Below are 23,189 nucleotides of genomic sequence, written 5' to 3' on the forward strand. Positions count from 1 at the left end.
CCTCAACCCCCTCAGAGCTTGACCTCGATCAGCACCGGCCCGGCCTCGCGGGTGGAGTTGATCATCGCCTGTGTGAAATCCTCGGCCGTGTCGACGCTGACGGCGGGCACACCCATGCTCTTCGCCATGGCGACCCAGTCGATGGTCGGATTGTCGATGTCGATCATCGAGAGGGCGCGCGGACCGGGCGCCGCCTTGCCCTCGCCGCCCGCGCCCATGTTGGCGTATTCGGCCTTCAGGATCGCATAGGTGTTGTTGGCGAAGATGATGGTCGTGACCGGCAGGCCTTCGCGCGCCTGGGTCCACAGCGACTGGATCGTGTACATGGCACTGCCGTCACCGACCATGCAGAAGGTACGGCGGTCGGGGCAGGCCATGGACGCACCGGTCGCCACGGGCGTGCCGTAACCGATCGAGCCGCCCATGTTCTGGATGGTGTCGTGCGGCCGGGCGCCGGCGGTCAGGCCCATCGACTCCCGGCCCGTGGTCAGGCTTTCGTCGACCAGGATGCAGTGCTCTGGCATGGCGTAGCTGAGCGCCTTGGCGATGCTGGTCGGGTTGAGCGCGCCTTGCGGCATCGGCTCCTCGATCCGGGCCTGAAGGGTCGGCAGGGTCTTGAGGGCGCCGAGCGCCTCGGCCAGCATTTCCAGACCCGCGGCGCTGTCCTCGCCTTTCTCGACCAGCGAATGCAGTTGGCAGTCGGCGGGCTTGAGCAGGCTGGGCTTGTCCGGATAGGCGAAGAAGGCGATCGGCTCGCCCGTCTCGACCGTGATGATGTGCTTGAAGCCGCTCAGGAAGGCGATGGCCTGGTCCACCGCATAGGGGATGCGTTCCAGCGGGGCGCGGCCGGCGCCGCGCTCGATGCGGACGCTGAAGAACTGGGTGGCGATGCGGCAGTTCGTCGTCGCCGCGATCCGGCCCGCGAGGTCCAGCGGCAGGCCGCGCATGGATCGGCCGGCGAGGATGATCAGGGTCGGCTCGCCCGACTTCAGGACCTTGACCACATGGTCGACCCGGGCGGCGTCGGGGGCCGGACGGACCGTCGTGGCTTTCGGTTGGCGTTTGAGTTCGCCCGCCTCGCCCCAGGAGGCGTCGCCCGGCAGGATCAGGGCCGAGATCAGACCCTCATTACCCTTGGCGACCGCCGCGGCGGTGTCGGCGGCGATGGCGTGGGAGCCGTCCGTCGTCCGGATCCAGTGACACAACGGGCGAGCCAGACCCTGGATGTCCGAGGTCAGGGGGGCGTCATACTTGAGGTGACGGGTCGAATGCTCGCCGATCACATTGACCATGCCGACGCCGGCGCGTTTGGCGTTGTGGATGTTGGCCAGACCGTTGGCGAGGCCCGGCCCGAGGTGCAGCAGGGTCGAGGCCGGGCGGTCCATCATCCGCGCCCAGCCGTCGGCTGCGCCGGTCGCCACGCCCTCGAACAGGCACAGGACGCTGCGAATGCGCGGGTTCTCCAGCGCCGCCAGGAAATGCATTTCCGAGGTGCCGGGGTTGGCGAAGCAGACCTCCACCCCCTGATCGGCCAGGGTCTCGACGAGGGTTTCGGCGCCGTTCATCAGTAGCTCGCGCCTTCACGCACCTGACCGACCACGCCATAGGATTTCTGCGGCGCGACCATCAGATAGCGGTAGCCCTCCTCGACCAGCCGGTCGTGGTTCTTCGCATTGGTGTGCGGATTGCCGACCTTGACGCCGTGGCGCACGCAGGTGTCGGCGATCTTCTTCATGGCGTCGCGAACCTCGGGGTGATCGTACTGGCGCGGGAAGCCCATCTCCTGGGACAGGTCGCCCTCCCCGATCAGGCAGAAGCCGATGCCGGGGACTTCCTTGAGGATCTCGTCGAGGTTCTCGATGCCCGCGACGCTCTCGATCATCAGGCCGACGAGCAGTTCGCCGTGCGGCGCCAAGGGCCAGACGTCAGCCCGCTCGTAGTATTCCGCCGTCGACAGACCCCAGTAGCGCGCCGCCGTCGTCGGCGCATCGCCGCGCACGCCACGCGGTTCGTAGAGTGGGGCGTTCTTGGGCCGGCCGTAGCGGCACGAAGCGACGGCGTTATAGGCCTGGGCCACATTGTTGATGTGCGGCCAGACGATGCCGTAGACGCCGCGGTCCAGCGCCTGTTTGGCATAGGCCTGGTTCATCTCCACGCCATTGGCCGGGATGCGCACCAGCGGGGTGACGGCGGGCGCCAGGGTCCCCGATGAGGCGATCTGCTTTCGGTTGAGCAGGTACTGCAGGGAGTCCTGCAGCGCCGCCATGTCCCACGGATTGTGCTCCATCTCGAACATCAGGGCGTCGTATGGCGACTCCGACAGGTCGATGGCCGATTGCTTGTCCGCCTTGGCGAAGCAGGAATAGGCGACGCGACCCTCTTCCCAGGCCCGGATGACGCCGTTCAGGCGGGTGCTGCTCATGGTCTTTTTTCTTTCTGATTTCAGGCGGCTGCGGGCGCTTCTTCGGGGTTCCAGTACATGAAGCCCATGCCCTCGCCGGTGCCGGCGGCCGTGCGCCAGCAGGGCACGTAGTCGACCAGGGTCATGGCCGCGCCGGTCGGCTGCAGCGCCATCATGACGATGGAGTAGATCTTCACCTCGGAGGTGCCGGACTGGTAGTAGCCGTCCGGAATGGCCGCGAGGCCCTCGTAGTCATAGGCCGCCAGCTTGCCCATGACGTCGCGGTCGAACTCTTCGTCGTTGACGAAATGGGACAGGCCGCCCGAGGCGATGACGGCGACGCGCACGTCCTCAGGCCAGGCCGCGATGGCCTCACGCAGGACGCGGCCGAACTCGATGCAGCGGGCCATCGAGGGCTGGGTCGGCGGATAGAAGAGGTTGAACAGCACCGGCACATGCGGCGGCGGCTCGTCGCCCATGATCTGGTGGTAGACGAAGCTGTAGGCGTGGGGGACGACCGGATAGTCGGCCTTGCGGCCGCGCTGCTTCTCCATCCAGACGTTCTCGGGCCAGGCCTGGAGGTCGTTGAGGTCGAAGCCCTCCTTCTGGAAAGCCTTGATCAGGTAGGTGGCCAACTCCGGATAGGCCTTGTGCACGACATGGTGGTCGGGGGCGTAGACCGGGCGCTGGGGCGGGCCGTTGTGGACGTCCTCGCCGGTGTAGATGGTGATCGAGGGCGACTGATCGGGCCAGATCTCCTTCTGGTCCTTGCCGAGCACGATGCAGACGTCGACCTTTGCCCGCTTGTAGGCGTCGGCCATCTTGTCCAGGGCGGCGCGGCAGCGGGCGGCGCGTTCGGTGCGTTCCTCGATCGTCAGGAAGGGCTCGAAGGCGGCGCCGCGGTGGGCCTCCAGCTCCGGATAGGTCCAGGTGCGGTTCCGGAACCAGAGCTCGGGATTGTTGCGGTCGCGCTCGCCGTTGGTCAGCCAGTCCTCGGGGGCCTGACCCAGCATGCCGCTGTGGGGCACCGCCATGCCGAATACGATCTTGGCCATCTGTCTCACTCCTTGCAGGCGGGGCTAGGCCTCCGGGCCCTGCGCCGCCAATCCAAACTCGGTTCCGGGTGATCGCTTCGCGCGACCGGGCTCAGGCGTCTTCCGGGACCTTGGGCGCCCATTCGGGCCGCAACAGCGTCAGCACCGTCACCGCCCCCAACACCAGGAAGGCGAAGATCAGGGCCATCGGCGCCACGAACGATCCGGTGGCGTGCAACAGCCAGCCGGTGACCAGCGGAGCCACGCCCCCGGCGAGGGCCGTGGCGACGTTCTGGACGCCCTTGACCCGACCGACGATGGGCGCGGGGATCAGGGTCAGGCTGCAGAGCGCCAGGTTGTTGGCCGTGGTCAGTCCCAGGCCCGACAGGGACACCACGTTCCAGAACAGGGCCGTATTCACGTCGTCGGTCAGGGCGCCCAGCAGGACGGTGCAGGCGATGACGAAGCCGGAGACCACGAAGATCTTGCGGAACAGCACTGGCCGGCCGTAGCGCTGGATCAGCCGATCGCACGCCCAGCCCGAGGCCAGGGCGACCAGGGCGATGCCCATGAAGCTGTAGAAGGTGTAGAGCCCCATCTTCTCGAGCGTCAGGCCGCGTTGCTCGACCAGATAGGCCGGCATCCAGGTCATGCAGAAGAAGGTGAAATAGTTATAGCAGAAGTTGACGATCAGCGTGCCCCAGATCAACGGGCTAGCCAGGATCTTGAGCAACGGCATCTTGACCGTCTTCTTCTGGACCTTGGCCTCAGACGCCTTTGACGGCAGGTCGTTCTTCGCCAGCAGCATCCAGGGCAGGAGCCAGATGAGGCCGGCGATGCCGGTGATCAGGAACATCAGCCGCCAGTCGAAGGACAGGATCAGCCAGGCCGCAAGCGGGGCGCCGATGGCGGGGCCGAACTTGGCGCCCAGCATGTAGAAGCCCACGGCCGCGCCGCTGTTGTTCGGGTGGAAATTGTTGCGGATCCAGCGATAGCTGGCAGGCACCACCACGGCCTCGGCGGCGCCGACGATCAGCCGCATCAGGATCAGCCCCCACAGGGCGTGCATCAGGCCGATGCAGGCCGAGGCGACGCACCAGATGGCGAAGCAGATCGCATAGGGCCGTTTGACGCCATAGCGGTCCACCGCCCAGCCCATCGGCACCTGGAAGACGGCGTAGGACCAGAAGAAGACCGAGTTGATCAGGCCGCGATCCAGATCCGACAGCTGGAACTGGGCCTTGAAAGGCGCGACCGTCAGGGCGGACGAGATGTTGACCCGGTCGACGAAGGCGATCAGGGCGCCGACCGCCAGCAGGGCCAGCAGCCCCCAGCGCTTCCACGATCCCTTTGTGAAGCGTGTGCTGGCCTGGGGGCCGTCTTCGGTGATGCTGTCCGCCATGTTCGGCTCCGTCCCTGTACTTTCTTGTCTTTGGCTCGACGTCTCTGCGGACGTTCGTCGTCAGCCGGCCAAGGCCGGATAGAGGGTCGCCGCGGTTCCACCAAACACCCGGACCCGATCCCCGGCGGAAAGCGACGACAGGCGATCTTGCGCTGTGGCGAGGATTTCCGACAAGGTCCCGGGCGAGGTCGGGAAGTTGGAGCCCCAGGCCAGACGGTCGGCGCCGAAGACCTCGACCAGTTTCGGGAACAGGGTGTCCGGGGTCGCGGCGCCCGAGACGCTGTCGTCCATGATGCGCGGGGTCAGCTTGAAATAGATCGAGGGCACGTCGGCCAGGTCGAACAGGCTCTGCGCCTTCGCATAGGGCGGACCGTCGGTGACGTCGGGGCGGCCGAGGTGGTCGAGGATGATCGGCACATTCGGGAAGCGTTCGGCCAGAGACCGGACCTGGGGCAGGCCGACGGGGCCGGTCTGGATGCACATGGTCAGGCCGAGTTCGCCGAGCAGCTCCCAAGCCGGATAAGCCGCCTCGTCTTCCAGCTCGGTCGGATCGAAATCCTTGGTCGAGCCGCCGGTGAAGATACGCAGGCCCTTGAGGCCCCGGTCTGTCCAGGCGCGGATGGTCTCGACCGCGTCAGGCGCCCGCACATCCACCGAGCCGACGGCGATCAGACGGTCGGGATAGCGGTTGCAGGCATCGACGACATATGCGTTGTCGAAGCCGTAGGTGGTCGAGGAATGGACGACGGCGGCCCTGGCCACGCCCGCTTCGTCCATGGCCGCGATCAGGGTCTCGACCACACAGGGCCGTTCCTGCGACCAGTCCGAACGCTTGCCGAAAAGGGGCGCCGGCGGATAGCGGCTTTCATCATCCGAGATGACGTGCGGATGGATGTCGATGAAGCGCGACATGGTGGCCTGATCCTCCCCGGGGACCTTGTTTTCGTTGCCTTTGATTTTGGCCCCGCGGGGAGATTTGGGTATTCGAACTTCGGCCCCGGGACATAAGTTCGGGGCGCGAAAACCTAGAGGCCTTTCGCCTTCAGCAGGGCGTCGAGGCGCGGATAGACGCGGCGCGCATTGCCTTCGTAGATGTTGAAGCGATCCTCATCCGTCAGGCTGACGCAGGCGTCGACATAGCGTTTGGTGTCGTCGAAATAGTGCCCGGTGTTCGGGTCCTTGCCGCGCACGGCGCCGATCATTTCCGAGCCGAACAGGACGTTCTTCGACGGGATCACCTTGGTGAGCAGATCCACGCCCGGGTGGTGGTAGACGCAGCTGTCGAAGAAGATGTTGTCCAGCAGACCCTCGAGCGGGCGGTTGGCCATTTCCAGCGACATGCCGCGATACCGACCCCAGTGATAGGGCACCGCCCCGCCGCCGTGCGGGATGACCAGACGCAGGGTCGGGAAGTCCTTGAACAGGTCCGACTGCAGAAGCTGCATGAAGACCGAGGTGTCGGCGTTCAGATAATGGGCGCCGGTGCCGTGGAAGTTCGGATTGCAGGAGGCCGCGACGTGGACCATGGCCGGAACGTCGAGGTCGCACAGGGCCTCGTAGAGCGGATACCATTCGCGGTCGGTCATCGGCTTGCCGGTCCAGTAGCCGCCGGTCGGATCCGGGTTCACGTTCGCCCCGACGAAGCCCATCTCCTCGACGCAGCGACGCAGTTCGGGGATGGAATTGGCGGGCGGGGCGCCCGGCGACTGGGGCAGTTGGCAGACCGGGACGAAATTGTCCGGATACATGTCGGCGACGCGTCGCACGAGATTGTTGGACACCTCGGCCCACTGAAGGCTGGTGCGCTCATTGCCCAGGTGATGGCTCATCAGGCCGGCGATGGGCGAGAACAGGGTCAGGTCCGAGCCGCGCTCCTGCTGGAGCTTGAGCTGGCCGTTGCCGACGCCCTCGCGGATCTCGTCATCAGTGACGTGAGCCTCCGAGACCGGGGGCGAATTGACCGGGTCGTTGGCGGCGTCGACCTGACGCTGGCGCCATTCGCGGAACGATTTGGGGACGGTCGTGAAGTGACCGTGGCAATCGATGATCATGGTCTTGTCCTCAGGCCTTGGTCGGATCGACGAACAGTTCGTCCATGGTCATGCGGCGCGGCGTCAGCCCCTGTTCGAAGGCGGTGCGTTCCAGGGCCTCGATGGTCGCCCGGTTCTCCTCGATGCCATAGGGCAGAGGATCGGGGCCGACGATGTCCATCAGCTTGACGTACTTCTTGTCCGAGGCGTTCTGCGGCCCCTCGGTCTTCACCCGCTCCAACCATTCGTCCTTGGCCTGTTTGAAGGCCTTGTAGAGCGACTGGGCGACCCAGGGATGTTCGGCCAGAACCGAGTCCTTGACCACGATGGTGCCGTGCATCGGATAGACACCGGTGCGCCGGAAGCTGTCGGCCTCCAGCTCGGCGGCGTTGGGGAGGAGGTCCGGATAGTCGGCCTCGACCTCCTGCCAGCCGCCCGTCGGATTGCCGGTGCGGCCGATGCCGGCGGCGCCCTCGACGCCCGCGACCAGTTCGCCGTCGGCCATCATGTCGGCCAGGGACCGGCCCTCGGGCGCATGGATGACGTTGGCGGGCAGCTTGAGCTCGCGGACGTGCTCCTCGTCATCGACCACCCAGGTGACCTTGGACGGATCCAGACCGCAGTCGTCCATCAGGGCCTGACGCAGCCAGACGCCGGTGGTCACCGAATAGGCGCGCACCCCGACCTTGTGGCCTTCCAGATCCTTGGCCGTCTTGATGCCGGCGTCGGCGCGGACCAGCAGGCCGCCGTGGTGGAAGCGGCGGACCACGAAGATCGGCAGACCCACGAAGGGCGCGCCATAGGCCCGGGCGATGATGTAGGTCGTCGGCGCGATCTCGCAGACGTCGAACTCCACGTCGCGGACCATGCGGCGGAACGCGCCGATCTGCGGCTTGACCGTGATGATCTCGGCGTCGACGCCCTCGATGAGGATGGCCCCGCTGCGGATGGCCGAGGTGTGCGGGTGTTCCGCGACGGCGATCTTCAGCTTCACTCTGTCGGACATGATGGGCCTCCCCCCTGCTTTATCCTTTTGAGAAGCTGAAGCTTCCGACACCCCCTCCGGTCAATCGAGCCGACCCGAAACCTGCCTGCCGCGAACCAAATCCTATCGGATAACCGCCGTCTGAACCCCATCGATGCGGCGGGCGACGCCTTCGGGATTGTCCTCGCGAAGCGCCGTCGGCAGGAGTTCGGCGGGCACGTCCTGATAGCTGACGGGGCGCAGGAAGCGGGCGATGGCGAGGGCCCCGACCGAGGTCGAGCGGCCGTCGCCGGTCGCCGGATACGGACCGCCGTGGACCATGGCGTCGCAGACCTCGACCCCTGTGCCGAAGCCGTTGAACAGGATGCGGCCGGCCAGCTTCTCGAGGCGCGGCATCAGGGTTCGCGCCAATGGGTAGTCGGATGGGGCGGCGTGGACCGAGGCGGTCAGCTGGCCCTCCAGATCCTCGAGCAGGGCGGCCATGTCGTCGGCGTCCTGACAGCGGACCAGAAGGCCGGAGGCGCCGAAGACTTCCTCGACCAGACGGGGATCGGCGCGCAGGTCGGCGGAGGTCGCGGTGAACAGATGGACCTGCCCCTGCAACCCCTCCCCTTCCGCGCCCTGAACCACGCAGGACACCCGCGCATGGTCGTTCAGGGCCGAGACCCCGGCGCGATAGGCGGCGTGGATGCCGGGGGTCAGCATGGTCGTGGGCGCGATCTCGGAGATGGCGGCCCGTGCGCCGGCGACGAAGTCGTCAGCCTCGCCGATGGCCAGGATCAGGCCGGGGTTGGTGCAGAACTGGCCCGAGCCGAGGCTGAGCGCGCCGGCGAAGGCCTTGCCGATGGCTTCGCCGCGTTCGGCAAGCGCGCCGGGCAGCAGCAGGACCGGGTTGACCGAGCTCATCTCGGCATAGACGGGGATGGGGCGCGGACGTTTGGCGGCGATCGCCATCAGGGCCTCCCCGCCACGGCGCGAGCCGGTGAAGCCGACGGCGGCGACGCGGGGATCGGCGGTCAGCGCGGCGCCGATCTCGATCCCCTTGTCGAACAGGAGGGCGAAGACCCCGGCGGGCAGGCCGCGTTCGGCGACGGCGCGCATGACCGCGCGACCGGCGATCTCGGAGGTCCCCGGATGGGCCGGGTGGGCCTTGACGATGACCGGGCAGCCGGCGGCCAGAGCCGAGGCCGTGTCCCCGCCCGCGGCCGAGAAGGCCAGAGGGAAGTTGCTGGCGCCGAAGACGACCACTGGGCCCAGAGGCTGATGGATCAGACGGATGTCGGAGCGCGGCGGGGTGCGTTCCGGCAGGGCGTGGTCGATGCGGACGTCCAGATAGGCACCCTCGCGGACGACCCGGGCGAACAGGCGCAGCTGGCCGGTGGTGCGGCCGAGCTCTCCCTTGAGCCGTGCGGGCGGCAGGCCGGTCTCGACGCCGGCACGGGCCAGCAGTTCGTCGGCGTCGCGTTCGAGGTTTTCGGCGATGGCCTCGAGGAAGGCGGCGCGGTCTTCGAGGGAGGTGGCGCGGTACTCATCGAAGGCGGCGGCGGCCAGGCCGCAGGCGATGCGGACGTCGTCGAGGTTGGCGCCGGCGAAGTCCGGGGCGATCTCGGTCCCCAGGGTCGGATCGAAGGCCTTGAACGCCTCGCCCGCGCCGTAACGCGCCTCGCCGCCGATCAGCAGTTCGCCCTTCACCATGGTCGTCATCCCGTTCGATTCGCGCGCCGTCGCGGCGCAGTCCGCCTAGGTGGGCTCTCTAGGCCCCGGATGCGACCGCCGCAGCACAGGTTTGGCGTCAGGGGTGATACATTTCCTGTCGTGTCAGGACGGGCCGGGGACGCAGGCGCCCGCCGCCGATCCTTGTACAACACGGGTTTCAGCCCGAAGGCGGCATTTGGAAATGCGCCCGGACCCTGCTAGGCCAGCGATCGGGAGAACCGCATAATGAGCGCCGATTTAAAGGCCCGGGCGGCGGAGATCAGTTTCCGCCAGTGCAGACTTTTCGAAAGCGTGGGCCGTCTCGCCAGTGTCCGGCGGGGCTCGGAGGAGTGCAACCTCTCCCAGCCCGCGGTGACCCAGGCCCTGGGCAAGCTGGAGCAGGAGGTCGGCGAGACCCTGCTGGAGCGCAAGGCCAGCGGCAGCTATCTGACCGAGGCGGGAAAGATCTTTCACGTCCGGGTGCAGCGGATGTTCGCCCAGATGGAGACGGCGCTGCAGGACCTGGGCGTCGGCAATGCCGCGGCGGCCTCGACCGTCGCCAACCGGCTGTCGCGCTCGCAGGTGCGCAGCCTGATCGCGGTGATCGAGAGCGGGTCCCTGGCCAAGGCCGCCGACGATCTGGAACTGACCCAGGCCTCGCTGCAGCGGGCGGTGCGGCATCTTGAGGGCAACCTCGGCGCCGCCGTCTTTCACCGCACCTCGACCGGGGTGATGGTCACCCCCGACGGCGTCGACCTGGGCCGCAAGCTGAAGCTGGCGACGCAGGAGATCGAATGGGGGCTGCAGGAGATCGAGGAGGCGCGCGGGGCCCAGGCCAGCCAGATGGTGCTGGGCACCCTGCCCTATGGCGGCTCGATGCTGCTGGCCTCGGTGCTGGACGAGTTCACGCGCCGGCATCCGGACGCGGGCATCCGCATCCTGACGGAAGGCGCGACGGAAATGATGCGCCGCCTGCGCTTCGGCGACGTGGATCTTGTGGTCGGCATCATCCAGGAGACGACCAGCGCCGACCTGACCAATGAGGTTTTCGCCCACACCCAGTTCCAGGTGGTGGCGAGGAAGGACCATCCGCTGGCGCGCAAGGCCGATGTGACGCTGGACGACCTCGCCACCTACGACTGGATCGCGGGGCTGGAGGGGGCGAGCCGCCGGCTGTGCTTCGACGCCCTGTTCCAGGGCCACAGCCTGCCGCGGGCGCCGATCGAGACCTCGACCCTGCCGATCATCCGCCAGCTGATCGCCGACAGCGACCGCCTGACCCTGATGACCCAATACGAGCTGAAGCACGAGCGCCACGCCCTGGTCGCCCTGCCCTATGGCCCGATCGCGGCGCGGCCGGCGGTGGGGGTGACGATGCGCAACAACTGGCTGCCGACCCGCATCCACAACGACTTCATCCGGCTGATCCGCTCGACGCTGGAGGCGGAAACGGAAGCCTGAGAAAGCGTGGATTCAATGCGCCGGGAACCGCAATCAATGGCCCTGCCGATTCCCGCCTTGGCTACCTTTGTGGCCAGATGAAACCGGTCCCGTTCGGGCCGCCGGAAGCCGCCCTCGAAGACGCGCACCGGAAATTGGGAGTATCGAAATGGACCGCAGGACATTCCTGACCACCGTCCCCGCCGCCGCCCTGCTGGCCGAGGCGGTGGTCGCCGGCCCCGTGATCGCCGGCCCCGGCAAGAAGGGGGTGATGATGATGAACCGCATCGCGCCTTCGGTGTCGGAACTCTACATCGCCGATCTGGACGGATCGAACGAGCGCAAGCTGCTCTCCGCCTCGGCCTTCGACTACAACGCCCAGGTCTCAAAGACGGGCGACATCATCTTCACCTCGGAACGCAATGCGGACGGCAAGTCCGATATCTTCCGCGCCAATGCCGACGGGACGGGGATCGCGCCGCTGGTGACCTCGACCTCGGTCGACGACGCGGGCGTGCTGTCGCCGGACGGGACGAAGCTGGCCTTCGTCTCGACCCGCAACGGCTACCGGGCCAACATCTGGGTCATGGACCTGCGCACGCGACGCACGCGCCAGTTGACGGGCACGCGGCATGTGCGCGGCGACGACCATGGTTCGCCCGACTGCTACTTCCGGCCGAGCTGGTCGCCCGACGGCCAGTGGATCGCCTTTTCCAGCGACCGAGACACCCGCTGGACCGGCCACGACGAAGGCCACGGCTGGGAGCACACCCAGGAACTGGCCATCTATGCGATCAAGCCGGACGGCACGGGCTTCAAAAAGATCTGCTCCAGGGCCGGCTACTGCCAGGGCTCGCCCAACTGGTCGCCGGATGGCAAGCGCATCGTCTTCCACGAGATGACGGTCGAGGCCACCTGGGGCGCCCGCCGCCCCAACTATATCGGCCGCGCCTTCTCGCAGATCGTCTCGGTCGATGTGGCCACGGGCGACCGGACCGAGCACACCACCGGGACCGAGCTGCGGCTGCAGCCCCAGTACATCGGCCCCGACGAGATCGGCTATCTGATCAAATACGGACCGAACGAGGGGATCGCCTACACCTCGGACCGGGCGGGCTTCAAATCGGCCTTCCTGCGCGCGCCCTCGTGGACGCCGGACGGCAAGTCGGTGGTCTATGAGAAGGTCGCCTTCCGCCCCGTGCGGCCGATCAACAAGCCGCTGATGAGCTGGGACCGCGACTGGGACTATCGCCACATCGACGTCTTCCCGCGCCTCTCGCACGACGGCTGGATCGTCTACACCGACAAACAGACCGGCAATTCCTCGATCATGGTCATGCGGCCGAACGGCGAGGAGAAACGCAAGGTCTTCGAGAGCTCGGGCCGCGGTCTGGACGAGACCCAGGTGCGCATCGGCCTGTCGGGCGCCTTCCAACCGGCCTGGTCGCCGGACGGGGAATGGATCGCCTTCGGACTGGGCGGCTGGTTCCAGGAACGGACCCGCGCCTCGGCCGCCCTGTGGCGCGTGCGCCGCGACGGCACGGGCGCCGAACAGCTGACCGACGGCGAGACCCATTCGGGCTTCCCCAGCTATTCGGCCGACGGCAAGGAGCTGGTCTTCCGCGTCTATAGCGCGACCGAGAAGGGCCTGCGGATCCTGAACCTGGAGACGCGTCAGGTGCGCGTCCTGACCACCAGCCCGGACAATCTTCCCGACTGGTCGCCGGACGGCAAGAGCATCGTCTTCACGCGGCGTCAGGAGAACGGCAGCTTCGACATCTATACGATCCGGCCGGACGGCACGGGTCTGCATCGCTGCACCGACCATCCGTCGGGCGACGGCCATGCGGTCTGGAACCACGACGGGCGGATCATGTGGAGCGGCTCGCAGCACGGCTTCCGCGATGAGGCGGCCCTGTATGAACAGACCTTCCAGCAGTACGGCCAGATCTACATCATGGACGCCGACGGCGGCCGCAAGCGGATGCTGACCGACAGCAAGTGGGAGGACTCCATGCCGCTGTACCTGCCCAATGCGGTGCTCGACGCCATTCGCTGAGGCGGCTTCCCCTTCAGACGATCCAGGCCCCCGGACGCGTTGTCCGGGGGCCTTTTCTTTGTCCGGGGACAGAGGCTGATGCGTAAAAGAAAAGGCCGGCGTCCGCGGTGCGGACGCCGGCCAGTGGATCACACCCGGAAGACCGTGATCAGAAGTCGTAGCCGACCGTCACCCCGAAGGTGCGCGGCGTGCCCGGCGTGCCGTTGTCGCCCGAGTTGGTCGCGCTGAGCTGGCTGCGGTAGTAGGCGTCGCCGAGGTTCTTGCCCCAGGCGCGGACATAGAGGCCGCCCTCATTCGGCCGCCAGGTCACCGAGGCGTCCACGGTGGCGTAGCTGCCCTGTTTGACCCGCTCGTCCGCCGTGCCGACGAAGCCGTCGTTGTAATAGACGTTACCGGCGGCGAGGAACGACCCGATCGCGGTCGGGATGGTCAGGTTGCCGCCGAGGCTGGCGGTCAGTTTCGGCGTGTTCTGCAGCTGGTTGCCCGAGGCGTCGCCGATCAGCAGGCAGTTGCCGCCGAGCTGGGCATAGGGGCTGCCGAAGGTGCCGCGGCAGGTCTGGCCCGTCGGAATGACGAAGCCGGCCGGCAGGGGATACGGGACCGAGATGATGGCGTTGGTGAACTCGGTGTAGTGGGCGTCGGTATAGCCGATGCCGCCGAACAGACGGAAGGTGTCGGTCACCTGCCAGGTGATGTCGGCGTCGATGCCTTTCACCTCGGCGCCCTGGGCGTTGTAGACGCTGTTGACGCCCGCGATGACCTGCTGAACCTGAACGTTGGTCTGGTCGTAGTAGAAGGCCGCGATATTGGCGCGGACGCGGCGGTCGAACAGGTCCGTCTTCAGCCCGACCTCGTAGGCATCGACCAGTTCCGGTTCGAGCACGATGATCGGCGTCGCCTGGGGCACATAGGTCCCGCTCCGGAAGCCGCGGTTATAGCTGACGTAGGCCATCACCTGATCCGAGAAGCGGTGGTCCAGAGACACCCTCCAGGTGGGCTTGGAGAAGTTGCGGCTGGCCGACTGGAGCGCGCCGGCCGTGAAGACGTTGGTGGCGCCGTTGTAGGTGTCGGTGTGGGCCGTGAACTCGCGGTCGTCCGAGGTGTAGCGGATGCCGGCGACGAAGTTGGTGCTGTCGTTGATGGCGTAGGTGCCCTCGGCGAAGGCCGAGTAGGACGACAGGGTCACCTCGGTGATGGTGTCGCTGTAACCGTTGCCGCCGAAGGTGTTGGTCCCCGTGGTCCGACCCGGAGCCTGACCGGCCGAATCGGACATGTAGAAGGCGCCGACCACCCAGCTGAACGGACCGTCGCCGTCCGACAGGAAGTTGATTTCCTGGGTGAACTGCTTGTCGAAGTTGGAGTTGTCGATGCGCAGACGGGGCTGGGTGGTGCCGTCGGGGTCGAAGTAGGTGCGCAGGTCGCTCTCGCGATAGGCGGTGACGCTCTTGAAGGCCACGCCGCCGAAGTCATGCGTCAGGATGGCGCTGGCGCCCGACTGACGCGCACGCAGAACCGGGTCGACGTCGCTGTAGATGTCGTAATCCGGGTCGCCGCCGGCGGCGACGATCTGGGCGGTGACGTCCTGGCCCAGGGCGTTCAGACCGAAGTTGCGGAAGGTGGGGTCCGAGGCGTCGCGGCCGTTGGCGTCGACCGAGAACAGCAGGGAGGTGTCCTCCGACATGTTCCACAGCAGCTTGGCGCGAACCGAATAGCCGTCGCCGTCCATGACGTCATTGCCGGTGAAGCGGTTGACGCCATAGCCCTCGCCGCGCTTCTCGTACTGGCCGGATACGCTGAAGGCGACCTGGTCGCTGAGCGGGGCGGTGTAGAAGGCGCCGACGTTGGCGGTGTCGTAGTTGCCGTAGCCGAGCTGGAACGAGCCATGCGGCGTGAACTGCGGCCCCTTGGTGGAGATCTGGATGACCCCGCCGGTGGCGTTACGGCCGAACAGGGTGCCCTGCGGCCCCTTGAGCACCGCGACCTGCTGGGTGTCGAACAGGGACTGGAGCACGCCGAAGGCGGCGCCGTAGTAGACGTCATCGACCATGACGGCGACCGGGTTTTCGATGCCCGGGCCCTGGCCCGAGGCGCCGATGCCGCGGATGCGCGGCAGGCCGAAGCCGCCGACGCCGGTGGTGACGTTCAGCGAGGGCACCACCGCCTTCAGGTCAGATGTGCTGACGGCTCCCGTGGCGGCCAGTTGCTCGACGCCCAGGGCCGTGATGGCGACCGGAACGTCCTGGACGTTCTGCTCGCGCTTCTGGGCGGTGACGACGATGTCCTCGACGGTGGCGGCGTCCTGCTCGACCGGCGTCGGCGCGGTCTGGGCCAATGCGGCGGATGTCAGGATTGCCGATCCCGCGATGCAGGATGTCGCCAGTAGCGCGAATTTCAGGATGCGGTTCCGCATCATATTCCTCCCCGTGTGCTGCTGGTGTCTCCAGCTTATGGGAGGATGGTAGGGATCAGTCCGCCGGATTTGGACTATTCAATCTGTGCTCACGCCGATTGATAACGGGAATCGCGGGCCCGTTTCCCCGCCTAAACCGCTATTCCGATAGGGAAATTCAGTCAGCGCCGCGGAGCGCCGGCGATCAGCGGGAGGCAAGAATGACGGGCATTACAGGGGCCGAAGCGGCGGTTCGAATGCTGCAGGCCCATGATGTGAAACACATCTTCGGCCTGTGCGGTGACACCAGCCTGCCCTTCTACGACGCCCTGGCGCGGCTGGATCACGGCATCGAACACGTCCTGACGCGCGACGAACGCCACGCCGCCTATATGGCCGACGCCTATGCCCGGATCACCGGCAAGCCCGGCGTCTGCGAGGGGCCGAGCGGCGGCGGGGCGACCTATATCCTGCCGGGGGTGGTGGAGGCGAACGAGAGTTCGGTGGCCCTGCTGGCCATCACCTCGGACGTGCCGGTCACGGCGCGAGGCCGCTATCCCCTGACCGAGCTGGACCAGAACCGGCTGTTCGCTCCCCTGACCAAATGGAACGCCGTCGCCGACCACGTTGACCAGATCCCGGATCTGTTCAGGAAGGCCTTCCGCGCCATGACCACGGGGCGTCCGGGCGCGACCCATATCGGCCTGCCCTATGATCTGCAGAAGCAGTCGCTGGACGCCGACCGCATCTGGGCCCAGGCGCAGCACTCGCGCTTCCCCGCCTTCCGCGCGGGGCCGGACCCGGATCTGGTCGAAGCGGCGGCCGAGGCGATCCTGAGCGCGAAACGGCCGGTCTTCATCTGCGGCGGCGGGGTGATCGTGTCGCGCGCGACGGCGGAGCTGATCGCCCTGGCCGAGGCGCTGGACGCTCCGGTCGCCTCCACCGTCAGCGGCCACGGCGCCATCCCGGACGATCACCCGCTGGCCGTTGGGGTTGTCGGGGCCAACGGCGGCGTGCCCGAGACGCGCGAGGTGGTGCAGGGCGCCGATCTGGTGGTCTTCATCGGCTGCCGCGCGGGCTCGACCACGACCGAACACGGCGCCGCCCCGGCGAAGGGCGTCCGCATCGTCCATATCGACATCGACCCGATGGTGGTCGGGGCCAACTACGCCTGCGAGGCCGGGCTGGTCGGCGACGCCCGGCTGTGTCTGTCGGCCCTGCTGGCGCGGATCGAGGGCGGTCTGACGGATCGGTCGCGTGGCATCGGCGTCCGCGACCATCTCAAGGCGCTGAAGGCCAGGAAGCGCGCCGCCTTCGACCGGCTGGCCGCCTCGGACGAGACGCCGATCCGGCCCGAACGGGTGCTGGCCGCGCTGCAGGCCGCCCTGCCCGCCGACGCCATCGTGGTCGCCGATCCCGGCACCCCCTGCCCCTATTTCTCGGGCCATTTCCAGTTCAACCAGGCGGGGCGGCGGTTCATCACCAACCGGGCCCACGGGGCGCTGGGCTTCTCCATGGCCGCCGCGATCGGCGCCTGGTACGCCAGCCCGGGGTCGAAAATTGTCGCGGCCATGGGAGACGGCAGTTTCGGCTTCGCGGTCGGGGAGCTCGAGACGATCGTGCGCAAGCAGATCCCGGTCACCCTGATCGTCTTCTCGAACGCCTCCTACGGCTGGATCAAGGCCAGCCAGAAGTCAGGCTATGGGGCGCGCTACTTCTCGGTCGACTTCGGCCGCACCGACCATGCCCGCATCGCCGAGGCCTATGGGCTGAAGGCCTGGACAGTCGAGGATCCGGCGGAGGTCGAGCGCACGATCCGCGCGGCCGTCGCCCATGACGGCCCGACCCTGGTCAACGTCATCTCTCAGCCGCTGGAAGAGACCGCCGTGCCCGTCAGCCAGTGGATGGGCTGACCGCTCCGGACGGATCGCCGCAATAGCGCGGCATATCGACGGATCGTCGAATGCGTGATTTATTGTACAACAATCGAGGCGTACAGTCCGACAAATTACTTGCTCCCGCGTCCACTGGGAAATAGGAATGTCGGGTACGGAGTTTGGTATGGTCGCCGTGAATTGCAGCGACACCGTGTGAGGTACGTCCCATGGCCACCACAGCGAAAACTCCGAAAGCTCCCAAGGGCGAGGCCGCCGCGCCGACCGCCGAGGACCTGGCCCACACCCTGCGCGCCCAGATCCAGAGGAGCGAACTGGCGCCCGGCGAATGGCTGCGTGAAGTGCGTCTGTGCAGCGAGTTCGGCGTGGGCCGTTCGATCGTGCGCCGCGCCCTGCGCGCCCTGGCCGACGACGGCCTGATCGAGATCGAGGAGAACCGGGGCGCCCGGGTCTCCTCCACCACCGTCGAGGAAGTGTTCGACCTCTATGAGGTGCGCGCGGCCCTGTACGGCATGGCGGCGCGCTTCGCCTGCCTGCGCGGCACGGACGGCCTGATCCGCGCCATCATCACCAAGATCGACCGCATGCTGGCCGATGCCGAGGGCGGGGTCGCCGCCGAGCGGATTATCGAGGAGAGCGAGTCGATCTTCAGCGACATGAGCGCCTGCGCCAGCGCCGATGGCCAGCGCATGATCGAGTCGATCCGTCGCAAGACCCGCTTCCACTTCTCCTATGCGGCCCTGGCGCTGAACACCAACGGGCCCGGCCCCTACGACCACTGGCGCACGGTGCGCGCCGCCCTGGTCGCGCGCGACGCCGAGGCGGCCAGCCAGGGCGCCCGCGACATCCTCTACTTCATGCAGGGCGAGGTCGCCCGGATCATGCTGTCGCGCGGCCCGCGCCTGATCGCCGAGGCCCCGCAAATCCCATCGAGCACGACATCGAAGCGTGCCGTACCCCGGAGGAAAACATGACGAAACATCCGCTGGCGGCAGCCGCCGCACTGGCCGTCCTGGCCGTCGCCCCCGCGGCCTGCGCCGCCCCCCTCGCCACCGGTTCGACGGTCGCCGCCGAGCAGACCTCACCGGAGATGAGCGACCTTCTCGCCTACGTCCAGAACCACGCCTCGACCGGCTTCGTCGTCATCCAGGACGGCAAGGTGCTGATCGACAAGACCTGGCCCGCCCCGACCGACGCCGGGATGTTCTCCGCCTTCGTCTATGGCCGCGCCGCCGACGGCGAGCTGCTGGAGGACGTGGCGTCCCAGCAGAAGAGCTTCGTCTCCATCCTGGTCGCCGCCGCCATCGACAAGGGCCTGCTGGACATCAACAAGCCCGTCTCCGACTACCTCGGCCAGGGCTGGTCCAAGGCCTCGCCCGAGCAGGAAGCCGCGATCAAGGTCATCGACGTCCTGAACATGAGCTCGGGCCTGAACGAGCAGTTCGGCTATGTCGCCCCGTCGGGGACCGTCTTCTTCTACAACACCCCCGTCTATGCGATGACCAAGGCCATCGTCGCGGCGGCGGCGCATCAGCCGCTGGAGGCCCTGACCCGCGACTGGCTGACCGGCCCGACCGGGATGACCAACACCGAATGGCGTCAGCGCCCGGCGGCCCTGGCCTCGGTCGGCAACGCCACCGGCCTGGTGACCACCCCGCACGATGTCGCGAGGTTCGGCGAGATGGTCCTGCATGACGGCGTGGCCGCGGACGGCACGCGCGTGGTCTCGTCCGAGCAGTTGCACGCCCTGTTCAACCGGGCCTCGACCAACCCCGCCTATGGCCGCCTGTGGTGGCTGAACGGCGGCGCGTACACGATGCGGGCCGCGGGCGCGCGTCGCGACGGCCAGCTGATCGAGGCGGCCCCGGCCGATCTGGTCGGTGCGCTCGGCGCCTTCGACCGCCGCCTCTATGTCGTGCCCAGCCGCAAGCTGGTCGTGGTGCGCACCGGCGCCGCCACCAATGAGACCGACTTCGACCAGCAGCTGTGGCTGCGCCTGATGAAGGTGATCGGCTGATCGCCGGTCCGGCCGGCGGCGATCGCGCGCCGGCCCCTTCCTTTCTCTCCAGACCCAGGACGCGCCCGTGATCGACGGCAGCATGCAAGACTTCCCCCTGACGCTCGACCAGATCGTCAACCACGCCGCCAAATGGCACCAGGACGCCGAGGTCGTGACCGCGCGCGAGGGCCGCGAGAACGCGCGCATCACCTATGCCGGCCTGCGCGAGCGGGCGATCAAGGTGTCGAGCCTGCTGGCCGGTCTGGGTGTCGTCGCCGGCGACCGTGTCGCCACCCTGGCCTGGAACACCCAGCACCATGTCGAGAGCTGGTACGGCATCATGGGCATGGGGGTGGTCTGCCACACGCTGAACCCGCGCCTGACCGCCGTGCAGCTGGCCTGGATGCTGGACCAGTCCGGCGCCCGGATCCTGATCGTCAGCGCCGACCTGCTGAAGCTCGCGCTCGACGTCGCCAACGACGCGGCCGGGCTGGAGCGGATCTTCGTCATCGACGGCGAGGCGAACGCTGCGCACGACCGGGCGAAGGTCGAGACGCTGGAGCCGCTTCTGGCCACGGCGGACACGCCCGTCGAATGGGGCAAGTTCGCCGAGACCGCACCCTCGGGCCTGTGCTTCACCTCGGGTTCGACCGGCGCGCCCAAGGGGGTGACCTACACCCACCGCTCCAGCTTCCTGCATACGCTGAAGATGCTGCAGGCCGATGTGCTGGGCGCAAAGACCACCGACGTCGTCCTCCCGATCGTGCCCCTGTTCCACGCCAGCGCCTGGGGCCTGCCCTTCGCCCTGCCGGCGGCGGGCTCGAAGATGGTCCTGCCGGGCCGTCAGACGGACGGCGCCAGCCTCGCCCGCCTGATCGCCGCCGAAGGCGTGACGATCGCGGTGGGCGTGCCGACAGTCTTCCTCGGCCTGTGCGAATACCTAGAGGCCTCGGGTGAGAAACTGCCCTCGCTGGAGCGGATCATCCTCGGCGGGGCGGCAACCCCTCCGGCCCTGATGGAACGGCTGGAGCGCGATCTGGGCGTGCTGGTGCAGAACAGCTGGGGCATGACCGAGCTGTCACCCGTCGGCGTCTTCGGCGTGCTCAGCGACCCGGACCGCCGCGCCAATGTCTCGGGCAGTCCGGCCATCGGGGTGGATCTGATGGTCGCCGACGAGACCGGAGCTCCCCTGCCCGAACAGCGCGACACCGAAGGCCGTCTGCATGTGCGCGGCGCCGCCGTCATCGACCGCTATTTCGGCCAGAGCCATTCGGTCATCGACAGCGAAGGCTGGTTCGACACGGGCGATCTCGCCAAGATCGATCGCAAGGGCAATCTGATGATCACGGGACGGTCCAAGGACCTGATCAAGTCGGGCGGCGAATGGATCAATCCGGCCGAGATCGAGGCCCTGGTCTGCGAACTGCCCGAGGTGTCGCTGGCCGCCGTCATCGGCAAGGCCGACGTGAAGTGGAGCGAGCGCCCCCTGCTGCTGGTCGAGCTGCGCGAGGGTCAGGAGATCAGCGATCAGGACCTGCTGGGCGCCCTGCGCGGCCGCATCGCCTCATGGTGGATCCCCGACAGCGTGGTGCGCCTGCCGGCCATGCCCCTGGCCTCGACGGGCAAGATCGACAAGCTGAGCCTGCGCGCGATCTACAGCCACGGCTGACGCAGAAAGGGGGCCTCGCGGCCCCCTTTCCCATTCCGGATTGTCTCGGCCGGATTGTCGCGGGGTTCAGACCCGCTCGACGATCAGGGCCATGCCCTGCCCGCCGCCGATGCACATGGTCGCCAGACCATAGCGGCCCTGCCCGCGCTCAAGCTCGTGCACCAGCTTGGTGGCGATGATGGCCCCGGTCGCCCCCACCGGATGGCCCAGCGAGATGCCGCTGCCGTTGGGATTCACCTTCGCCGGGTCGAAGCCGAGCTGGTCCGAGACCGCGCAGGCCTGGGCGGCGAAGGCCTCGTTGGATTCGATCACGTCCATGTCAGCGACGGACAGGCCGGCCCTGGCCAGCGCCGCGCGGGTCGCCGGGACCGGACCCATGCCCATGATGTCGGGATCGACGCCCGCATGGCCATAGGCGACGATCCGGGCCATGGGTTTCAGCCCCTGACGCGCCACGGCGCTCTCGCCCGCCAGCACCAGGGCGGCGGCGGCGTCGTTGATGCCCGAGGCGTTGCCCGCCGTGACCGTGCCGCCGTCGCGGAAGATGGTGCGCAGCTTCGCCAGATCCTGGACCGTGGCGTCGGCGCGGACGTGCTCATCGACCTCGAACATCTTAGTCGCGCGGCCGGCCTTGACCTCGACCGGCAGGATCTGGGAGGCGAACCGGCGTTCGGCGATGGCTTGGGCGGCGCGGCGGTGGCTTTCGACCGCATAGGCGTCCTGACGGGCGCGATCGACGCCGTGGCGCTCTGCGACGTTCTCGGCCGTCACCCCCATCAGTCCGCCGCCGAAGGGATCGGTCAGGGCGCCGTTCAGCCCGTCGACCAGAAGGGCGTCGCCCATCTTCTGGCCCCAGCGCGCGGCGGGGGCGAAATAGGGCGCACGGCTCATGACCTCGCTGCCGCCCGCGACCGTCACCTCGGCGTCGCCGAGCATGATCATCTGGGCGGCCGAGACCACGGCCTGCAGGCCGGAGCCGCACAGACGGTTGACGGTCATGGCGGGCACGTCCTGCGACAGCCCGGCCTCGATCGTCGCGACCCGCGCCAGATAGGCGTCGCGCGGGGCGGTAGGGATCACCTGACCGAAAACCACATGGCCGACGCTCGACAGATCGACCCCGCCCGTCTCCAGCGCCGAGCGGGTGACCAGGGCGCCGAGCTCGCCGGGCGTCTTGTCCTTCAGCGAGCCGCCGAAGCCGCCGATGGCGGTGCGTCGCGCCGCGACGATGAAGACCGGTTCGGTCATGCGTCCACTCCTTCGAATTGGGCGTCTTCGAATTGGGCGACGCGGACGCTCATCTCATACTGATGCTGCTGCTCGCCGCGCGCGGGGATGGTCTCGCCGTCACGCTCCGCGACCTCATCGAGGCGGGCCAGAAGGGCGTCGGCCACATCCTCGCCGTCGCCGAGGAAGACGCCGCGCGTCATGGTGACATGAGCCTGTTCGAAACTGCCGGCGCCGGCCAGGAGCACGGCGCGGCTGGGGGCCTCATCGCTGGCCAGGACCACGATCGCCGGGCTGACCAGAGACGAGTCCAGACCCGCCAGAACCTCGGGCGAATAAAGGCCGTTGGTCATGCCTGTGGCGGCGCTGGGCGCCAGGCAGTTGACCCGGATGTCATAGCGTTCGCCCTCAAGCGCGAGGGTCTGCATCAAGCCGACAAGGCCCATCTTGGCCGCCGAATAGTTGGCCTGGCCGAAGCTGCCGTAGAGGCCCGAGGACGAGGTGGTGAAGACGATCCGGCCGTAGTTTTGCGCGCGCATGATCTCCCACACCGCCTTGGTGCAGTTGACCGAACCCATCAGGTGGACGTCCAGCACCAGCCGGAAGTCGTCGAGGTCCATCTTGGCGAAGCTCTTGTCGCGCAGGATGCCGGCGTTGTTGATCAGGATGTCGATCCGGTCCCAGCGGGCCATGGCGGCCGCGACCATGGCCTCGACCCCGGCGATGTCGGTGACGCTGACGCCGCAGGCCATGGCCTGACCGCCCTCGGCCTCGATCCGGGCAGCGACAGCCCCGGCGGCCTCGGCGTTGAGGTCGGCGACGACGACGCGGGCGCCGCGCTTGCCCAGGGCCAGGGCATGGGCCGCGCCCAGACCCCCGCCCGCCCCGGTGACGATCGCCACCCGGTTCGAGAGATCGATTTCCATCGTCAGTTCCCTTTGATCGAAGCGCGCCCGTGAGGAGT

General features: G+C 67.8%; 17 protein-coding genes. 6 read left to right on the forward strand and 11 right to left on the reverse strand.

Features of this window, described 5'->3' with window-relative positions; translation table 11 throughout:
- Positions 1-11 precede the first annotated feature (11 nt).
- From IFJ75_RS11320 to IFJ75_RS11355, 8 genes are all read right to left on the reverse strand, one after another.
- On the reverse strand, positions 12-1,565 hold the full coding sequence (locus IFJ75_RS11320; protein ID WP_207868245.1) for an acetolactate synthase large subunit: 1,554 nt from the start codon (positions 1,563-1,565) through the stop codon (positions 12-14).
- A complete protein-coding gene (locus IFJ75_RS11325) occupies positions 1,565-2,422 on the reverse strand; it encodes an HpcH/HpaI aldolase family protein (protein WP_207868247.1) in 858 nt (285 codons plus the stop codon). Before IFJ75_RS11325 ends, IFJ75_RS11320 begins: the two co-directional genes overlap by 1 nt.
- Positions 2,423-2,442: 20 nt before the next feature.
- Complete coding sequence (locus IFJ75_RS11330; RefSeq protein WP_207868249.1) at positions 2,443-3,456, reverse strand: DODA-type extradiol aromatic ring-opening family dioxygenase; 1,014 nt, start codon at positions 3,454-3,456, stop codon at positions 2,443-2,445.
- A gap of 91 nt (positions 3,457-3,547) precedes the next feature.
- Complete coding sequence (locus IFJ75_RS11335) at positions 3,548-4,837, reverse strand: MFS transporter (RefSeq protein WP_207868251.1); 1,290 nt, start codon at positions 4,835-4,837, stop codon at positions 3,548-3,550.
- Positions 4,838-4,897: 60 nt separating this feature from the next.
- The gene (locus IFJ75_RS11340; protein ID WP_207868253.1) at positions 4,898-5,749 is read right to left on the reverse strand and encodes an amidohydrolase family protein; all 852 of its coding nucleotides are present in this window, start codon (positions 5,747-5,749) and stop codon (positions 4,898-4,900) included.
- 113 nt (positions 5,750-5,862) lie between these two features.
- Entirely contained in the window at positions 5,863-6,888 is a 1,026-nt protein-coding gene (locus IFJ75_RS11345) for an amidohydrolase family protein (RefSeq protein WP_207868255.1), read from the reverse strand.
- A gap of 10 nt (positions 6,889-6,898) precedes the next feature.
- Positions 6,899-7,873 carry an ABC transporter substrate-binding protein gene (locus IFJ75_RS11350; RefSeq protein ID WP_207868257.1) on the reverse strand — a complete coding sequence of 325 codons (975 nt, stop codon included), beginning with the start codon at positions 7,871-7,873 and terminating at the stop codon, positions 6,899-6,901.
- 102 nt (positions 7,874-7,975) lie between these two features.
- Complete coding sequence (locus tag IFJ75_RS11355; protein ID WP_225896791.1) at positions 7,976-9,556, reverse strand: aldehyde dehydrogenase (NADP(+)); 1,581 nt, start codon at positions 9,554-9,556, stop codon at positions 7,976-7,978.
- Between the two features lie 237 nt (positions 9,557-9,793).
- Here IFJ75_RS11355 and IFJ75_RS11360 point away from each other — a divergent pair, with 237 nt between their 5' ends.
- Positions 9,794-11,008 carry a LysR family transcriptional regulator gene (locus IFJ75_RS11360; protein WP_207868259.1) on the forward strand — a complete coding sequence of 405 codons (1,215 nt, stop codon included), beginning with the start codon at positions 9,794-9,796 and terminating at the stop codon, positions 11,006-11,008.
- A gap of 148 nt (positions 11,009-11,156) precedes the next feature.
- Positions 11,157-13,046, forward strand: a complete 1,890-nt coding sequence (locus IFJ75_RS11365) for a PD40 domain-containing protein (RefSeq protein WP_207868261.1) — start codon at positions 11,157-11,159, stop codon at positions 13,044-13,046.
- A 148-nt stretch (positions 13,047-13,194) separates the two neighbouring features.
- On the opposite strand, the gene IFJ75_RS11370 is transcribed toward IFJ75_RS11365, so the two are convergent.
- Positions 13,195-15,456 (reverse strand): TonB-dependent receptor, encoded by a 2,262-nt coding sequence (locus tag IFJ75_RS11370; protein ID WP_207868264.1) that lies wholly within the window; start codon positions 15,454-15,456, stop codon positions 13,195-13,197.
- A 200-nt stretch (positions 15,457-15,656) separates the two neighbouring features.
- On the opposite strand from IFJ75_RS11370, the gene IFJ75_RS11375 reads away from it, so the two are divergent.
- From IFJ75_RS11375 to IFJ75_RS11390, 4 genes are all read left to right on the forward strand, one after another.
- Positions 15,657-17,348 (forward strand): thiamine pyrophosphate-binding protein, encoded by a 1,692-nt coding sequence (locus IFJ75_RS11375; RefSeq protein ID WP_207868266.1) that lies wholly within the window; start codon positions 15,657-15,659, stop codon positions 17,346-17,348.
- A gap of 191 nt (positions 17,349-17,539) precedes the next feature.
- Positions 17,540-18,304 (forward strand): GntR family transcriptional regulator, encoded by a 765-nt coding sequence (locus IFJ75_RS11380; protein ID WP_207868268.1) that lies wholly within the window; start codon positions 17,540-17,542, stop codon positions 18,302-18,304.
- Positions 18,301-19,347 (forward strand): serine hydrolase domain-containing protein, encoded by a 1,047-nt coding sequence (locus IFJ75_RS11385; RefSeq protein WP_207868270.1) that lies wholly within the window; start codon positions 18,301-18,303, stop codon positions 19,345-19,347. Before IFJ75_RS11380 ends, IFJ75_RS11385 begins: the two co-directional genes overlap by 4 nt.
- A gap of 67 nt (positions 19,348-19,414) precedes the next feature.
- Positions 19,415-20,998 (forward strand): AMP-binding protein, encoded by a 1,584-nt coding sequence (locus IFJ75_RS11390; RefSeq protein ID WP_318780992.1) that lies wholly within the window; start codon positions 19,415-19,417, stop codon positions 20,996-20,998.
- Between the two features lie 66 nt (positions 20,999-21,064).
- On the opposite strand, the gene bktB is transcribed toward IFJ75_RS11390, so the two are convergent.
- Positions 21,065-22,246, reverse strand: coding sequence for a beta-ketothiolase BktB (bktB, locus tag IFJ75_RS11395; RefSeq protein ID WP_207868272.1), 1,182 nt, complete (start codon positions 22,244-22,246; stop codon positions 21,065-21,067).
- Positions 22,243-23,151: an SDR family NAD(P)-dependent oxidoreductase gene (locus tag IFJ75_RS11400; RefSeq protein WP_207868274.1), complete on the reverse strand. Its 909-nt coding sequence runs from the start codon at positions 23,149-23,151 to the stop codon at positions 22,243-22,245. The genes bktB and IFJ75_RS11400 overlap by 4 nt, the downstream gene beginning before the upstream one ends.
- Between the last annotated feature and the right edge of the window lie 38 nt (positions 23,152-23,189).

Origin of the sequence: Brevundimonas goettingensis, from assembly GCF_017487405.1 — a bacterium.
GTDB lineage: Bacteria > Pseudomonadota > Alphaproteobacteria > Caulobacterales > Caulobacteraceae > Brevundimonas > Brevundimonas goettingensis.

Excerpts from the sequence above, each read along its gene's own strand:
- IFJ75_RS11340 (WP_207868253.1), bottom strand. The coding sequence starts at position 5,749 with ATGTCGCGCTTCATCGACATCCATCCGCACGTCATCTCGGATGATGAA.
- IFJ75_RS11325 (WP_207868247.1), bottom strand. The coding sequence starts at position 2,422 with ATGAGCAGCACCCGCCTGAACGGCGTCATCCGGGCCTGGGAAGAGGGT.
- IFJ75_RS11320 (WP_207868245.1), bottom strand. The coding sequence starts at position 1,565 with ATGAACGGCGCCGAAACCCTCGTCGAGACCCTGGCCGATCAGGGGGTG.
- IFJ75_RS11345 (WP_207868255.1), bottom strand. The coding sequence starts at position 6,888 with ATGATCATCGATTGCCACGGTCACTTCACGACCGTCCCCAAATCGTTC.
- IFJ75_RS11335 (WP_207868251.1), bottom strand. The coding sequence starts at position 4,837 with ATGGCGGACAGCATCACCGAAGACGGCCCCCAGGCCAGCACACGCTTC.
- IFJ75_RS11360 (WP_207868259.1), top strand. The coding sequence starts at position 9,794 with ATGAGCGCCGATTTAAAGGCCCGGGCGGCGGAGATCAGTTTCCGCCAG.
- IFJ75_RS11380 (WP_207868268.1), top strand. The coding sequence starts at position 17,540 with ATGGCCACCACAGCGAAAACTCCGAAAGCTCCCAAGGGCGAGGCCGCC.
- IFJ75_RS11355 (WP_225896791.1), bottom strand. The coding sequence starts at position 9,556 with ATGACGACCATGGTGAAGGGCGAACTGCTGATCGGCGGCGAGGCGCGT.
- IFJ75_RS11385 (WP_207868270.1), top strand. The coding sequence starts at position 18,301 with ATGACGAAACATCCGCTGGCGGCAGCCGCCGCACTGGCCGTCCTGGCC.
- bktB (WP_207868272.1), bottom strand. The coding sequence starts at position 22,246 with ATGACCGAACCGGTCTTCATCGTCGCGGCGCGACGCACCGCCATCGGC.
- IFJ75_RS11370 (WP_207868264.1), bottom strand. The coding sequence starts at position 15,456 with ATGCGGAACCGCATCCTGAAATTCGCGCTACTGGCGACATCCTGCATC.
- IFJ75_RS11400 (WP_207868274.1), bottom strand. The coding sequence starts at position 23,151 with ATGGAAATCGATCTCTCGAACCGGGTGGCGATCGTCACCGGGGCGGGC.
- IFJ75_RS11375 (WP_207868266.1), top strand. The coding sequence starts at position 15,657 with ATGACGGGCATTACAGGGGCCGAAGCGGCGGTTCGAATGCTGCAGGCC.
- IFJ75_RS11365 (WP_207868261.1), top strand. The coding sequence starts at position 11,157 with ATGGACCGCAGGACATTCCTGACCACCGTCCCCGCCGCCGCCCTGCTG.
- IFJ75_RS11350 (WP_207868257.1), bottom strand. The coding sequence starts at position 7,873 with ATGTCCGACAGAGTGAAGCTGAAGATCGCCGTCGCGGAACACCCGCAC.
- IFJ75_RS11330 (WP_207868249.1), bottom strand. The coding sequence starts at position 3,456 with ATGGCCAAGATCGTATTCGGCATGGCGGTGCCCCACAGCGGCATGCTG.